This is a genomic window from Paraburkholderia sp. D15 (assembly GCF_029910215.1).
In the GTDB taxonomy this organism is placed as follows: domain Bacteria; phylum Pseudomonadota; class Gammaproteobacteria; order Burkholderiales; family Burkholderiaceae; genus Paraburkholderia.
Genome location: NZ_CP110397.1, coordinates 94,149 through 108,988 on the forward strand (window position 1 = coordinate 94,149; position 14,840 = coordinate 108,988).

Annotated in this window: 10 protein-coding genes and 2 pseudogenes; 9 read left to right on the plus strand and 3 right to left on the minus strand. The window is 59.4% G+C overall.

Translation table 11 applies throughout. The features are described 5' to 3' along the window. The first annotated feature begins 215 nt into the window (after positions 1–215). From LFL96_RS35005 to LFL96_RS35025, 5 genes and pseudogenes are all read left to right on the plus strand, one after another. Positions 216–803 (plus strand): hypothetical protein, encoded by a 588-nt coding sequence (locus tag LFL96_RS35005; RefSeq protein WP_281004238.1) that lies wholly within the window; start codon positions 216–218, stop codon positions 801–803. Positions 804–1,237: 434 nt separating this feature from the next. Then, positions 1,238–2,110: a DUF3800 domain-containing protein gene (locus LFL96_RS35010; protein ID WP_281004239.1), complete on the plus strand. Its 873-nt coding sequence runs from the start codon at positions 1,238–1,240 to the stop codon at positions 2,108–2,110. A gap of 151 nt (positions 2,111–2,261) precedes the next feature. Next, positions 2,262–2,456 (plus strand): annotated as a pseudogene (locus LFL96_RS35015) (phosphatidylserine decarboxylase); the annotation flags it as partial. Between the two features lie 306 nt (positions 2,457–2,762). Continuing rightward, entirely contained in the window at positions 2,763–3,263 is a 501-nt protein-coding gene (locus LFL96_RS35020; RefSeq protein WP_348638459.1) for a hypothetical protein, read from the plus strand. Continuing rightward, positions 3,260–3,982, plus strand: a pseudogene (locus LFL96_RS35025) (integrase); the annotation flags it as partial. The gene LFL96_RS35020 and the pseudogene LFL96_RS35025, both read left to right, overlap by 4 nt. A gap of 171 nt (positions 3,983–4,153) precedes the next feature. Here the strand turns inward: LFL96_RS35025 and LFL96_RS35030 are convergent. Continuing rightward, positions 4,154–5,356 carry a zinc-dependent alcohol dehydrogenase gene (locus LFL96_RS35030; RefSeq protein WP_281004240.1) on the minus strand — a complete coding sequence of 401 codons (1,203 nt, stop codon included), beginning with the start codon at positions 5,354–5,356 and terminating at the stop codon, positions 4,154–4,156. Positions 5,357–5,682: 326 nt separating this feature from the next. On the opposite strand from LFL96_RS35030, the gene LFL96_RS35035 reads away from it, so the two are divergent. Further along, positions 5,683–6,858: an EAL domain-containing protein gene (locus LFL96_RS35035; protein WP_281004241.1), complete on the plus strand. Its 1,176-nt coding sequence runs from the start codon at positions 5,683–5,685 to the stop codon at positions 6,856–6,858. On the opposite strand, the gene LFL96_RS35040 is transcribed toward LFL96_RS35035, so the two are convergent. Next, positions 6,781–8,895: an ATP-binding protein gene (locus LFL96_RS35040; protein ID WP_281004242.1), complete on the minus strand. Its 2,115-nt coding sequence runs from the start codon at positions 8,893–8,895 to the stop codon at positions 6,781–6,783. The genes LFL96_RS35035 and LFL96_RS35040 overlap by 78 nt on opposite strands. Before the next feature lie 244 nt (positions 8,896–9,139). Here LFL96_RS35040 and LFL96_RS35045 point away from each other — a divergent pair, with 244 nt between their 5' ends. After that, complete coding sequence (locus LFL96_RS35045) at positions 9,140–11,362, plus strand: ATP-binding protein (RefSeq protein ID WP_281004243.1); 2,223 nt, start codon at positions 9,140–9,142, stop codon at positions 11,360–11,362. 944 nt (positions 11,363–12,306) lie between these two features. Here the strand turns inward: LFL96_RS35045 and tyrS are convergent. Then, positions 12,307–12,828 carry a tyrosine--tRNA ligase gene (gene tyrS / locus LFL96_RS35050; protein ID WP_281004244.1) on the minus strand — a complete coding sequence of 174 codons (522 nt, stop codon included), beginning with the start codon at positions 12,826–12,828 and terminating at the stop codon, positions 12,307–12,309. 403 nt (positions 12,829–13,231) lie between these two features. Here tyrS and LFL96_RS35055 point away from each other — a divergent pair, with 403 nt between their 5' ends. Next, positions 13,232–13,840, plus strand: coding sequence for a hypothetical protein (locus LFL96_RS35055; protein ID WP_281004245.1), 609 nt, complete (start codon positions 13,232–13,234; stop codon positions 13,838–13,840). Between the two features lie 433 nt (positions 13,841–14,273). Next, complete coding sequence (locus tag LFL96_RS35060; RefSeq protein ID WP_281004246.1) at positions 14,274–14,831, plus strand: hypothetical protein; 558 nt, start codon at positions 14,274–14,276, stop codon at positions 14,829–14,831. The last annotated feature ends 9 nt before the right edge of the window (positions 14,832–14,840 follow it).

The window sequence follows — 14,840 nt, forward strand, 5'->3', positions numbered from 1 at the left end:
CAAGGAACGATGCCTTTTTCAGTCACCAAAAGTGAAGGGCATGAAAGTTGTGGCTATCCGACCCTTCGTTTGTGGATGCTGCGGAAGACGGCGCCGACAGCGCGCTGCGTGACATGCGGCATGCCCTCAAGGGAACGTGAGCTTGCGGGCCCCCTGCCTCGCCGGAGCCCCGGGGATCCAGCAGCCCGGCGGAAGGGCCGAGCGAAATCTGCATCGTGAAAACGGCAGTTATCAGATGTGGAAATTTTTATTCTGGTTGGAACCCGTCAAAAAAGGTGAAGATCACTCGCGCAACCGCTGATTTGTCCTATGTTAAGAAGAGCCATCGGCACAGGGCCGCGTGCATGACGGCCTTCCCGATGGCCGTCGCTCATCCGTCAGCACAACGTGACGGGCGGGCATATATCCGGCGCGGCGTGCGTGGTCGCGCCGTTGTTCCGGAAGAAGGGACCGGCGATTTACGCAATCAACCTCAACCCATGGAGCCATCAATGAAGCCAATGTCAAAGGAAGAGTTTTTTGCTGGTGTGGAAACTGCTCCAAACGCTCCGCTCGTGATCGCCCAGTATGGTTTCAAGAAGGTCGACGTCGGCGGCAAGATCTACCTGCAGGCGATGACGCGGGAAGAGCGCCAGGCCATCGAGGCAGCGCGGTCACCTGACGGGAAAGCACCGCTGGAGTACGGGGACGGGTGCCATGCCATCCAGACCGGAGCGTGCCAGACGGAGCCGCCGGGCCATTGCCGGGGCCAATGTGCTCCCACGTTCGACGCCGTGCTCGGCCTGCAGTGTTACTGCCGGTAATAGCGCGAGTGGGTGTCACGAGTCGGCCGCGATCCCGGCCGGAAGCCGTGTTGCCCGGGCACGGCGCGTGCGCAGGCGGGCAGGGCGTGCTCGAATGGATGAACGTCGTGTGTCCTGCCCCTTGGCCTGCGGGCTCCGCGAAGCGGGCGCTTTGCGCACGGCGCGACAGCGTCGGCTAGAATTGTTCGCTAGGCGCTGGCGTCGACGCGTGCGTTTGAAAAAATTCGCAGATTCAGGCGCGCGTTTTTGAGGGTGGAAAAATCCGTCGAAAAAAAACGAGGCCAAAAATGGGTTGCAAAAAACGTGAGTTACGGTTTACACTCGGTTCCTAGTCGAGAGCGCTGAGGCATCGGTGCGTTGGACGATTGTTCCACTCGGCTGACCAATTCCAGACGGACCGCACAGCGGTCCGTTTTTGCGTTATAGGCCCTGTCATGTATCTTCTCTACCTCGATGAGTCGGGCCATGCACAGGATCCGGCCACGAAATTCTTTGTGCTGGCAGGTTTCTGCGTCTTCGAACGCCAGACGCACTGGCTCGAGACGCACATGGATCCGATTGCCGCCCGCTTCAGCGCCACCAATCCCAAAGAGATCGAATTCCACGGTGCCCCGATGCGCGGTGGCAAGGATGAGTGGAAAGGGGTGCCGCCTGAAGATCGCGTTCAGGCGGTGGTGGATATCCTCGCCCTGCTGCAGGACCGGCAACTCAAGCTGAAGGTGTTTGCGTCTGTTATCGAGAAGAGCACGATGGCCGCTGGCGACATCCTGCAGCAGAGTTTCGAGAACGTGGCCTGCGAGTTCGACCGGTACCTGACTTCGCTGTACATGTCGCGAAACCGGGATGCCCAGCGTGGCCTGGTGATCTTCGACAAGACCAGTTACGAGGAAAAGCTGCAGGCGCTCTCGCACGTCTTCAAGCACCAAGGCCATGCCAATGGCAAGCTCAGGAATTTTTCCGAGGTGCCGCTCTTTCTCGATTCGAAGGCCTCGAGGCTGATACAGATGGCGGATCTGATCGCCTACTGGATATTCCGCTATTTTGAAAGCGGGGACGATCGGGGCTATCGCATGATCGAGCCGTTTTTCCACGGACGGAAAGGTTCAAAGGTCGGGCTGATCAAGGCGGTGACGCCTGAAACGGACGCCCGTCTGCAGAACCTGCCGGCACAGGCCTATCCGTTCCCTGATCCGACCGGGGTGCGCGCGCTGGCAGCATCGGGCAGAGCGTTCGGGCCGGATCGCGCTGAGGCAAGCGTCGTTTCCCTGAGCGTCGTGAAGGAAGCAACGTTTGTCATTAAGGGTTAGCGCCGTCTGATCACGGCCACTCCAATTCCTGCGATCGCTCCGTGCTGTCCTCCAGCGATCGCGGTAAAGCGAAAGCAACGTCTGCGATCGGCCTGCTGAGCCCGCTTCGGCGGGCTTTTTGTAGCCGTGCTGGCGCCGGGTGTGCCTGGCGCAGGCACGCGAGCGTGCCGCCCACTCCCCCCGCACGAGCGCGGTAGACGATCTGGCCGCGCTCATCCTCGGCGATCCGGTGCTGCGCATGGGCATGACGCGCGCGATCGGTGAGGCGCAAGATGCGGGCTACGTCCTCGGTTATTCGTCGATCGACGAAATGATGGTGATCGTCGATTATCTGATGACCTATGCCGTAGAGCGCATTAAATCCGTCAATCCAGTTTCCCCGCTGCACGAGGTTACGCGACATCGAGTTGACAATATTATTTCCAGTCCGAACGAAATAAAGTCGTCAATTCGCATAAGTCCGCATTAAATTCGTCAATTCGCGTCCTAGACTTCGAATCCCGTCCGTAAGGTACTGATGTTATGGAAAAATCCCTGCACATCAGGCAACCGCTTGCGCTTGCCCGGCCGCGAGGCGCGCACCGCCTCGAAGTCTTCAGTCCAAAGCTGAATCGCCGGTTGACGTTTTACCGGCGCTCCGCTTGAGCAGTGGGTGCTCCTCGAAGCCGATCCCCGGATCAGCCTCTTTTGCGAACGGCCGGGTTTCGTCCAGTTTGGCGAGGAACGTTATCTCGCGGAGTTCTGGGTACGTTATGTTGATCGTGAAGAGTTAGTTATCCTGTCCGATTCGATTATCGATGCGGACGCGAAGCTAACCGCGGATTTCGCCAACGCCGAACTGGCGGTGAGGCTGGTCCAGCCGGCGGACCTCGCGGCGTCGCGCCTGTGGATCGACAACTGGCAGCGCATGTTGCCGTACCTCGTGGCGAACCGCGGGCTGGTTTCGCCGGCCTTGTGTCGCGCGATCGAACGCTTCCTGCGCGAGCCGCAACGACTGCTCGCGATCGAGCGCGAGTTCTCAACGGGTGATCCCATCGTTGTGCGCGCGGCAGTTTTCGGTTTGCTACACACCGGCCGCGCGCGTGCCCGTGGTTTGAAAACCGACGCGCTATCGCTGCTCACCGAGTTTGTCGCTACGGAGGTGGCAACGTGAGCCGGCGCAAACCTGACTTTCAGTTGCTTGACCTGACCGCGTGGCCTGCTGTCGCCTACACGGAACTCGACAGGGTGGAGGACCGGCTTACCTTTCAGATGCACATGCAGGCGATCGAGCGCTACGCGCGGGGCGAATGCGTCAGGGATATCGAACAGGCGACGGGCGTCAACCGGCGACAGCTCTATCGATGGCTGGAACGGGGTTTGGCGCAGCATCCGGACGGACGGCTTTACGGCTTTCGCGCACTGCTCAAGCACGCGCGGATTGGCAGATATGTCCGGGTGAGTCCTGTAACGATTCGGGGCGTACGCGGCAGTCGCGGTGCCGTCGGTGCGCTCTCGCAACTCTTCGAGCGTCATCCGACGCTTGCGGCGTGGTTGCTGTTGCAGGTGAAACAGCGCCGCGTGCTGCTGCAGCAGATCAGCACCGATGGGCGATTGCGCACACGTCTGCGAGGCCTGCAATCACTGCACGACGAATTCCTGCGACAGTGCAGGATCGTCGGTCTGACGGCGGCGGATTATCCATTCAACACGGCGGGCCATGCGATCCGATCGCTCTCGCAGCGACTAAAAGCCGAGATGCTGCGCGGTTTCGGAACAGCCGCGCGCTCGGCGGGCGCTTCGCACCTGAAAGGGCTGCCGCGCAGCGATGACGCGGAGAGGCCATCTGCCACGCGACCGTATCAGGTGGTCGAATTTGATGGCCATCGGCTCACCCACGGTATCGTTTTTCGGGCGTCACTTCCGTGGCGCAGACCGGTGATGGTTCCACATTGGTCAGACTGTTCTGTCCCGGATACGAACGGTTGAGCTTTCGGTTCGATTCCGGCCTGTGGGTCACGTGCGGACGCAAACAGTGGAGATCACCGGCTGTGCACTTACCGGCTATTTTCCTGGCTCCAGTTTGACCTTCAACCATCCCGGCTGGCGCGAATCGAAGGCCTTATAGGCCGCGATCACGTCCATCATCGGCTCTCGGTTGGTGAGCACGACGAGCGGATCGAAGGAGCCGGCCCGCACGCGTTCAACGAGCCCCGGGATGATCGACCGGTGATTGCAATTGCCCATCCGGATGGAGAGATTCTTGTTCATCGCCGCGCCGATCGGAAAAATCCGGTCATTGGGGGGATACACGCCAATCACGCCGAGCGTACCCGCTTTCGCGAGGGCGGCGACTCCCCAGTCGAGCGTCTGCGCGGGTGCGTCGCCCGGCACCCAGTTCTGACCGTCGGGCTTGCGTTCGGGGGTGACGACCTGACTTTCCTGTTCAGCCACAGATCCCTGGCCGCCAGATCCCGACGCTGCGGAATGCTGCGCGTCGACGCCCACCGCGTCAATGACGCGATCTACCCCGATGCCGCCGGTGAGGGTGAGAATCGCGTCGACCGGGTCCTCCTGATCGAAGTTCACGACCTCAGCGCCCTGCAGGCGTGCCATATCGAGACGATCTGGCAACCGGTCTACGGCGATCACGCGGCCCGCGCCCATCAAAAAGGCGCTCGCGATGGCGAACTGGCCGACCGGGCCGGCGCCAAAAACCGCCACCGTGTCGCCGCGCGAGACCTCGGCCAGTTGTGCGCCGAAGTAACCTGTAGGAAAAATGTCTGACATCAGGATCGCGCGCTCGTCGTCGATACTGTCTGGTAGCCTGATGAGGCTCGCGTTGGCGAAGGGTGTACGGGCGTATTCGGCCTGAAGTCCCTGAAAAGGACCCGTAGATTTCGGGCCGCCAAAAAACGCGGTGCCAGCGCCCGGACCGTTCGGATTGGCCACGTCGCATTGAGCCGTGTAACCGCTGCGACAGTACGAGCAGTAACCGCAAGATACCGTCGACGGAATGAGGACGCGGTCGCCGGGACGAAGATTGCGCACACCGGCGCCGACTTCTTCGATCACGCCTACGCCTTCGTGCCCGAGGATAGTGCCGGGCTCCATGCCGCCCATCGTTCCACGGATCATGTGCAGGTCCGTACCGCAGATCGCGCTCGCCGTGAGTCGGACGATCGCATCGTTCGGCTGCTGCATTTCAGGATCTGCTACGTTGTCCAGGGAAATCTTTCCGACATCGTGAAAAACGACCGCTTTCATGGCGAACCTCCAGTGAATGATGGCGCTATTTCGCCGCACGGGCCGTGCCAAGCGTCTCGCCGACGGTGTGGGCCGCCCGCTTGCCGCTCACTGCCGATGCCTTTGACAATCGCTGTGATCCTGCCTCAGGGCTTTAGCTGTATCGGAGGGTAAACGCCGATCCCATTCAGGGCGCTTAATGCCGTTAATACAGGTATTAATGCGTCGGCTTCGGGACCGCCGGAATTGATTATGTCCGACGCTGTGCAGTACGATAAATTCGGGCTTGGTCGTGCGTCCAGAAGCACACAGTGCAATCGGGGATAGTGGTGGGGAAGTCCGTTTCGTTGCTGGATGATGTTGCAGGCGTGGCTGTGGGCCCTGGCGGCGAACGTTTTGTCTCCGCATTCCAGGCGATTTATGATCTCGCGCGTCAAAAGCCCGTCGGCTTCGAAGCGTTACTGCGCGAGCCATGTGGCTTCCAGCAATGGAAATTGCCGGCAGAGATCATGCGGACCATCGGCCAGCGTGATCCGATAGCGCTTGATGTAAAAAGTCACGCAACTCATCTCGCCAACGCGGGTCCCGTACTGGGTCCGGACGAATGGCTGTTTCTCAACAGTTATGCTTCCACCATCGCCCAGCCGGGATACGCGATTTCACTGGCGCGGCAGGCCACCGGCGCCGGAATTGCACCCCACCGCATCGTTCTGGAGATTCTTGAGACGGAAGACGGCTCGCTGGAGGAGCTGGCCGACCACGTGGACGCATACAAAAGCGCGGGCTTCCTGATCGCGCTTGACGATTTCGGCGTCGGCTATTCCAATCTCTGCCGTCTGCTGCGGCTCAAGCCGGACCTGATCAAGCTGGACAGGTCACTGCTGCCTGCTTCACCTGATGATTACCGGTTGCTGGTCAATCTCGTCCGGCTGATGCACGAGGCAGGCATTTTTGTCGTTGCAGAAGGTATCGAAACGGCCGAACAACTGGTTGCGGCCGTTCATGCGAATGTTGACTTCGTGCAGGGTTTTCTGTTCGGCCGGCCGCATCCGCAAAACATCAGGAACGCGAGCGCGCGCGCCCTGATTGATACCGCTTTTGATGAAGCGCGAGTGCTTCGCGCTGATCTGACTGTTCCGGAGCACTATCGTCGTGGATTGAAGCGGGTGAAGCAGCAACTGCTTCTCAACCTGCCCCTGGCCGAAAGTTGCGCGCCACTGACCGGTTTTGGCGACTGCATTGGCTGCTTCCTTCTGGATGAGACCGGTCGCCAGGTCGGTGACACCATTCAGGGACCGGCGTTCCATGCGGCCGCACCGAAGTTTAGTCCGCTATGCGCTCTGCCGGGCGCACGCTGGGATAACCGGGACTATTTTCGCGAAGCCATCGAGCGTCCGGGAAACATTGCGATCGAAGGTCCATGGAGGGCGGTGAACGGTGCCCAGCTATGCGTGACGGTCGCGACCGCGGTCCGGATCGAAGGACGTTGCTTCGTCCTCGGCGCGGACATCTGCTGGCGCTGAACCTCGCGATTCCCGCGCAAGCGAATCCGCAATGTCGCCGATGATAGCAACGAGCCGGTCGGGATCCACGGGTTTGACCAGATGCCGGCTGAATCCGCCCGCTGCCGAGCGCGCAATGTCCGATTCGGTCCCAAAGCCGGTCAGTGCGACCAGCACCGGTGGATGGTCACCTGACGCGGCGAGGATCTGTTCAGCGACCTCGTAGCCGTTCATGTCTGGCAATCCGATATCGAGTAATACTACGTCTGGCGAGTCGGCCACGGCCGCGCTCACGCCACTGGTTCCATCGTGGACGGTCTGAACGGTATGACCGTCGAGTCCGAGCATCAGGGCGAGCGATTCGGCGGCGTCCCGGTTATCGTCGACGACGAGAATCTTCAACTGCCGTACTGCCTTCGTTTCCTGCACTGCAAGACATGTCGAGGGCACATCCGGCGCCGGGACTGTCGGCAAACGCACGCTGAACACGCTGCCTTTGCCCACGCCAGCACTGGTCGCCGTTGCGCTGCCGCCGTGCATACGGGCAATGGACCGGACGACTGAAAGGCCTATACCGAGTCCACCATTTGATTTTCGTATCAGCGGATCCGTCTGGGCGAAGAGATCAAAGATACGCGGCAGATCGCCTGCGGGAATGCCAACCCCTGAGTCGGCCACCGTGATGACGGCCATGCCGTTCTCGATGTCCAGGCGCAGACGGACTTCGCCTCCGTCGTCGGTGTACTTGACGGCGTTGTCAAGCAGGTTCGAGATGATCTGGGTGAGCCGGGTCGTGTCGCCATTGACGAAGACTGGCATGTCGGGAAAGTGCACCGAAAGGCGATGGTGATGACTTTCAGAAACCAGCCGCACTGCCTCGACTGCCCTTTCCGCTGACTCTTTAAGGTCGATGACTTCCTTTCTGAGACGGATCTTGCCGGTCGAAATGCGCGAGACATCCAGAAGTTCGTCAACAAGATTGGCAAGGTGCTGACTTTGACGTTCGATAACGGGAGCAACCCATTGCATGTCCAGGGGAAGTTCCTGGAGCCGACGATCCATGAACCGCGCCGCGTTGCGGATCGGCGCCAACGGGTTGCGCAGTTCATGGGCAAGCGTGGCCAGAAAGACATCCTTGCGACGGTCGGCTTCCTTGAGTTCTGCCTCTGCGCGCACGCGCCCGGTTACATCGGCGAGCGTGCCTGTGAAGCAGTAGGGTTCGAGATCGTCATGAAAGCGAAAGCGTCCATTCATCTCGACCGTGCGGATTTCCTGGTCATTGCGGCGGAAGATCCTGAATACTGCGTGAACCTGGTGACCCGGGACCTTGCCTTCGTTGAACCGCTGAGAAAGGGGTTCCAGATCCTCCGGATGAACGACGGACCGCCTGAATTCGTCGCCCGAGAGCGGACCATCCTGAGGACGCTGGCCAGTAATTTCGAACATCCTCGGATTTTCCCAGACCGCCTGTTGCCCGGCGACATCCCATTCGAAGATACCCAGGCCCGCTGCTGCTGCCGCAATACGCAGTCGCTCCTCGCTTTCCTGCTGGGTCGCCAGCGCGCGATCGCGTTGCGCAATTGCATCCGCCACGCGGGCCGCCTGCTCGTCGGAAAACTGCCGGATTGCGCAATTGATGCTCAGGCTGAACAGGTCTTCCAGCGCGCGGTGCGCAGGCGCCTCGAGCCGCCGCGAAACGCCCTGAGCCGAGGCAAAATAGGCCGACGTTGCGTCCTGAAGGCATCGGCGGAGCAGGTCGAGCTCTTTTAACAGTTCATCGAGCTGAAATCCCTGAGCCCAGCGGGTGTTTCCGTGCGCGCGCGCGTCGGCGTCAATACGCTCCCGGATAGTGTTGGCGGGGCGCTGCGTCAGAGCGGCACAGATTCCGGCGTAGACTGGCGGGAGATGATCAATGAGAGCATCGCGGGGCAGCCGCGATACCTGCGTCATCAGCGGATCTTTCATGAGCTCGGTCAGCCAGCGATCGAGCACGGTGCCGCGCCGGGTCTCAAGATAAACGGCAAGTTCGTGCAATGGATCCTTGTGGCCCGGTTTCACGATTGGCGTCCTTGGTGTTAATGGCAGTAGGAAGCAGCGCGCTGAACTTCAGGAAAGGTGGAAATCTACCCCTAAAGATATGTTTGCTTCGCCGAACTGGAAAGGGGTTTATGGTGCTGCGAGAAGGATGGCGAATGACGCCAGGCCCAAAAATTGCTGCATGCCATCCAGTAGTGCGGGGACTTGGGTGTGCGGCAATCTGGACCAATAGCGGAGACTTCCCCGCATAACAAAAAGTTACAAAATGGTTGAAGAAATTACTTCGTCTGGAAGCCCGGACGAATGGTCAGACCTCCCGCCTTCCCCGCGCAACTTCGCGACCAGCCGGCGGGCACTCTCGGTAGTGCTGGCGACATCCATCGTCGTTCCACTCGTCTGTTTCAGCGCATATTGCTATCGCGACTATGTCAGTCGGGTGTCGGCTGCCAACGGCGCAGTAACGCGCCTGGCGCGCGTTGCACAGGAGCACGCGCTGAAAGTCATGGACCTGAACGGTGACATGTCCACCCGTGTGACCGATGTGCTCGGCGCACGGGACGATCGTCAAATTGACGAGAAAGAAGAAAGTCTGCATGAGCAGCTCGACCGGATTGGCGGCGGCTATCCGCAGGTCGCCTCAATCGCCGTATTCGGGACTGGCGGCAGGCTCCTCGTGAGCAGCCGCTACTACCCGTCTCCCCCTATTTCTATCGCAGGTCGAGAGGACTTCAAGGCCGCCCGGGCATTGTCGCCGCAGCCCTATATCGCATTGCCGATGCGCGGCGCGGTTTCCGGCTTGCCCGTTTTCAACATGACCACCGCCCGTTTAACGCCCGACGGACGCTTTCTCGGCGCCATTGCTGTTGCGCTGCGCCTCGACTATTTCGAGCGTTTCTACGGGGAGCTATCGGAGGAGGGACTACCCGTCGCTGTCGGCCTGTATCGGCGCGATGGCGCTACCCTGGTTCGTTACTTCGGTCGACCCGCGCCTGGTAAGGCCAGGCTCAGCCAGCAGCGGCCGGAACCGGTTCTTGCCGAGGTGTTGCGCGACAAGCCTGCGTCCGGCATGACGAGAATCGTCTCCGGCGATGACGATCTTGCGACCATCACGGCGTTCCGGCGTGTGGGTGACTACCCGCTGTACGTCGCCGTCGGATATGAGCCTGCCACCGTCTGGATGCAATGGTGGAAGCATTGTGCGTTGATAGGAATTTTGATCGGCGTCCCCAGTATCGCCGTCTGGCTGCTTGTCCTCTATTCGTTTCGCCAGGTTTCAGCCGAGGAGCGGGCATGGCGAAGCTGGCATGCGGAGGCGATGCGACGTGCGTCAGCGGAAGCCTCAGGCAGACGTCTCCAGCGGATGGGCGCGCTCGGGAATCTGGTAGGCAATGTCGCACACGAATTCAACAATCTGCTGCTGGCTGTCTCAACAAACATGGCGATCGCGCGCAGCAAGGAATGCAAAGACGTAGACGCGGAGGTGGGCGCGGTGGAACGCGTTGTTGAAGGCGCGAGCGCTCTCGCCCGGGGGCTGCTCAGCGTCACAGGAAAACTCCCTGCAAGGCAGGCGATTGTCCGGCTCGATAGCTGGTTGCCGTCAGTCGAAGAGGCCATCCGGCGCGTTTTTGAGACCGACACGGTGAAGGTCTCGGTGGAGGTCCCATCCGATCCGTGGCCGGTTCTCGTCGATGTCTCAGAACTCAAGCTGACGATTATCAATGTCGCTACGAACGCAGGTGATGCGATGCCTCACGGAGGACGCTTTGTCGTCCAAGTCCAGAATTTGCAAATGGCCGGCGATGATCCGGATCTTCCGGCGGGCGACTATGTTCTGGTCGAGCTTTCTGACAATGGAGAGGGGATGCCTGACGAGGTCGTCAGGCGTGCGTTTGAACCGCTCTTCACAACGCGCCGGCGCGTTGCGCGCGTGGGCCTGGGACTGAGTCAGGTGCTCGCAGCATGTGAAAGAAATGGCGGCACGGCGCGGCTGAATAGTGAGTGGGGAGCGGGTACGACGGTGCGTCTTTATCTGCCGCGCTATCGAGACGCGGTCGACGACCCTGTATTGGCGGCCACCGCGAGTGTTGAAGCTACCAGTGCATCGCGGCCTTCGGTACTGATTGTGGAGGACAATCTGGAGGTCGCCGCCGGACTTGCGGCGGCACTCGGCTTCCTTGACCTGCAGGTGCACCACGAAACAGGCGCGGACAGCGCGCTGTCGCTGCTTGACTCCGGTGTCAGCTTTGACTTCGTGCTATCGGATATCCAGATGCCGGGCCGGTTGAACGGCATCGATCTGGCGGAGCGGTTGCGTGCGCAGTACCCGACGCTAAGAATGGCGTTGATGACAGGCTATGCAGACGAACTTGAGCGGGCACAACGGGTGGGTGTGCCAATTCTCTCGAAACCGTTTGCCATCCGGGACTTGCATCATCTTATCGTCGCCGGTCTTTCCGAAGACAGCCGCCACGTGATCCGGATTTCATAAGCGCTAAACTTGATTGCCTGTCTGCTGCCATTGACATTAGGCACTTCCGCGAGCTTTGTGACAAACAATGCGTCTTTTCAGCGTTCGTCACGTTCCGTCGAAGCCTTGGCAGGCGGGCCGCCGAGGCGGCCCGGTTCAAGGCCGGGTTCGTTGTCGGGTTCGTCATCTGGCGGTCCGCCAGGCGCGCCGGGTCCGGGTCCGGGTTCATTATCGGGAAGTCGTGGCGACGAAGTAGCGCCCGGTTCAAGCTCCGCCTTGTCGGGAATCTTGGGCTGTGCAACGGCAGACATGGTTTCCCCGCTTATGGATGTCATAGCTAGAGCACTCCCGATTCATCAGGCGGGTGAGGCTGGTCACGCGCGGTTTCGGGCGTCCCAACGTCAGGACGGTCGGGCTCCGCGTCGGCGTTTGACGGTTCCGGTACCGTCGGTGCAATATCTGGAATGACGGGATCAGGCATAAACTCACCTCATTCAGCAAATGAAAACAAATGATCCCGTTGTTGAGCATGAGGTGTTCCCGATAGGACGCCCCCAGGCGCGACGATGTCCTTGTCCGGGCTGGCACCGCGAGGTTCGCAATTTGCCTACCGCAAGTCGCCTGTCCAGAAGCTAGTGTCCCCATGGCAGTACTTTGACGAAAGACAAGGGTGACCATCAGCTCATAAATCGCGGTGCGTCCGTAACTGGGATGTGACTTAATGTTTCCAGCCAACGTTAGGAAACAGCGTGCAAGCCCGCGATGCCAGGCTTGGCTCCAGACACAAAAACGGTGCCCCCTGGTCAGGCGATTCGGGGGTGTTTTTCTTTGATCCGATGCCGTTGACGGAAGCGGCCCAGACGTCGGATGAAGCCGTCAGCGCACTTCGCAATGCTCGATTTACATGCCTGCTGTCCACTAGGGTTTGTCGGCGCCGGCGTCCTTGCGATTTAATGCTGCGAGAGTCAGGGATAGCGCGGCATGGTCGACCGGCTTGACCAGATGATCATCGAATCCCACCTCGCGGCTGCGCTGCTGGTCTTCACATAGGACAGCGAATCCAGCCAGTCGGCATTGTTGAACATGATGGCATCTGTGGGGCCGTCGCCGAATTCGAGAAACTGGCCAAAGGCTTTTCGAATTCCGGCGATGTTGGTCGCTATTTGCTCGTCCGTCAGTATCGGGCGCGCTTCGGAACGAAAGCTTGGATCGCCAATTCTTGTGGTGCCGCCGCCGACTAGAATTACCGGCCGATGCCCGTGCTGTTGCAAACACCTAAGCGCCATGATCGCCATCAGGTGGCCTACGTGCAAACTATCCGCCGTGGCGTCGAACCCGAGATATGCCGGAGCGCTGCGCTGATTAAGCAGGGAGCTCAAACCCTCTATATTGGTGCATTGATTGATATATCCACGCTCGGTTAGAACCCGCAGCGCTTGTGATCTGGAGATCGGATCGTCGGGTAACGTGGGAGAAATCTGGGTCATAGTCCTGTCCTTGGAACATGCCGCAAGGTGGACTGATGTAAAAACGCCGCCTTGTCGGCGGCGTTTTCTATTCATGACTCAACAGCGCCGCTCTGGAATGAACGATGCGTAATATGCGCAGAGGATGTGCATGGTTGAGATCATGACAGTGATCGTATGTTTGCCGATTGAATCTGTCAATAATTTACTTTTCTAGCAGGGCAGAGTCGGTAAAGGGCAGCTCGACAGGCATCAACGGTCGGTCGCCCCCATCTTTCGATCGGCTGCTCATGGCCGCCGTGAGCCGGAAGACAAGCCGCCGACGAAGCACTGGGTAGCGATCGTATCGATATGGCAAATTGAATCCTAAAGTCATCAGCGCCACCGTCGATATACCGTCTAATTGACCAAAGAAGGGGGCTGTGTGTCCGTCCGTATCAGCTTATTGCATCCCCGAGTAAGTCGTGTAGCGCAGGCGTTGGCTATTGTGGCAGCCGTTTTTCTGCCCAGCGCAGCCCAAGCCGATGCAGCCTACCAGATGATCAGGATTCAATGCCTGCCCGCTTTAGGTAAAGTTACGGTCGACACTTTTACGGAATGGAACGCTTGCTCAGACGTTAGCTGCGAAAACCTGCGATCGCTGGGATCGCAAGGCGTCTACGAGGCTGGCGCCTTCGTCAATCGCTTCCGTCGGACTCCGTTTTCCTGCCTTCTGCCTGATCGCAAGACCGCCATATTACGAATATCGGATCATGGCGTCGATAAGACGGGCAACACGTGGCTCAGGCTGGAGTTCGAGCTTGGCAACCTCGTCGTTGGGTCGATTGATACCAGCGGCTCAAATGTCGACGCCTGGATGGAAAATATATCCAATCCAGCAAGCGTTGCTTTCCGCGTATGCACTGTTCCCGAGGATGCATTCATGGGCCTATCTCAGCCAATTCACTGCGATCAAAGATGGATTAATTACAACGGCCATGCAGTAATCGATGGTGCAAAGAATTCGCAAGATTACACGCCAAGCTTGCGATAAACTCGGTTCCTACCTCGTCGATTGTCATCGATTTGGTGGGCGGTGTTGGTCGTCCGTTCCTAGCCGAACTGAGCCCCACGCCCACCGGTTCTGATTGCCGTCCACTGCGAACAAAATCGATCAGTGTCTCGCGCCTCTCGCGACAACGGCATCCGCTCCGCCCGTTCAATGAACTCTGCGCGGGATACTTTATACGCGTGTCAGCCGCCTTTTAGAAGAACGAATGCTGGCGTGGACGACATAGCGTCATACGTCTTACGGCTACTGACCACATCTATCCACGCTTCATGAAATTTCACGCTCGATAGCGGCCGCTCGACAACATCCCCAGCCGACACTTAAATTTCCAGACTCGCTGCCGATATATAACGAAGGGGGCGCCAGGCCACGCTTACTAACCCCCTACATTAACTATCATAACGACCAGAACGATATGACCTATTCGAGAAGACTTTCGATCCTCGCTCCACTGACCATGCTTGCTGCATGCTCGGTCGTCGCGACGCCTTACTCCCCATCGGTCGAAAACATCCAGACGCTCAAGGACGCTTCCCCTGTGCAAGCGCGTATTAGTGACTTTCGCAATCAGGATGTCGGCGACAACCATTACCCATTGCAGGTGCGCGCAAACGTAATGCGCTCTCCTGTTGGCACCTCCTTCCCGGATTATCTCTCGAACGCCGTTACGCAGGAGCTCACACTCGCCGGCACGCTCTCATCGTCGGCATCGGTGGAGATCGGCGGCGTGCTGCTGCAGAACAACGTCGATGCCGGCGTAGGCACGGGTGTGGGAACGATATCGGCGCGTTTCGTCGTCAAGCGCGACGGCACTGTGCGCTACGACCAGGTGAAAACCGCACGCAGTGAATGGGATTCGTCATTCGCGGCAGCGATCGCCGTGCCGAAAGCGACTCAACAGTATCCGCTCGTCGTGCAAAAGCTGCTCGGCTCACTGTATTCAGATCCGGCGTTCATCAGCGCCATCCGCTAAATCCACACG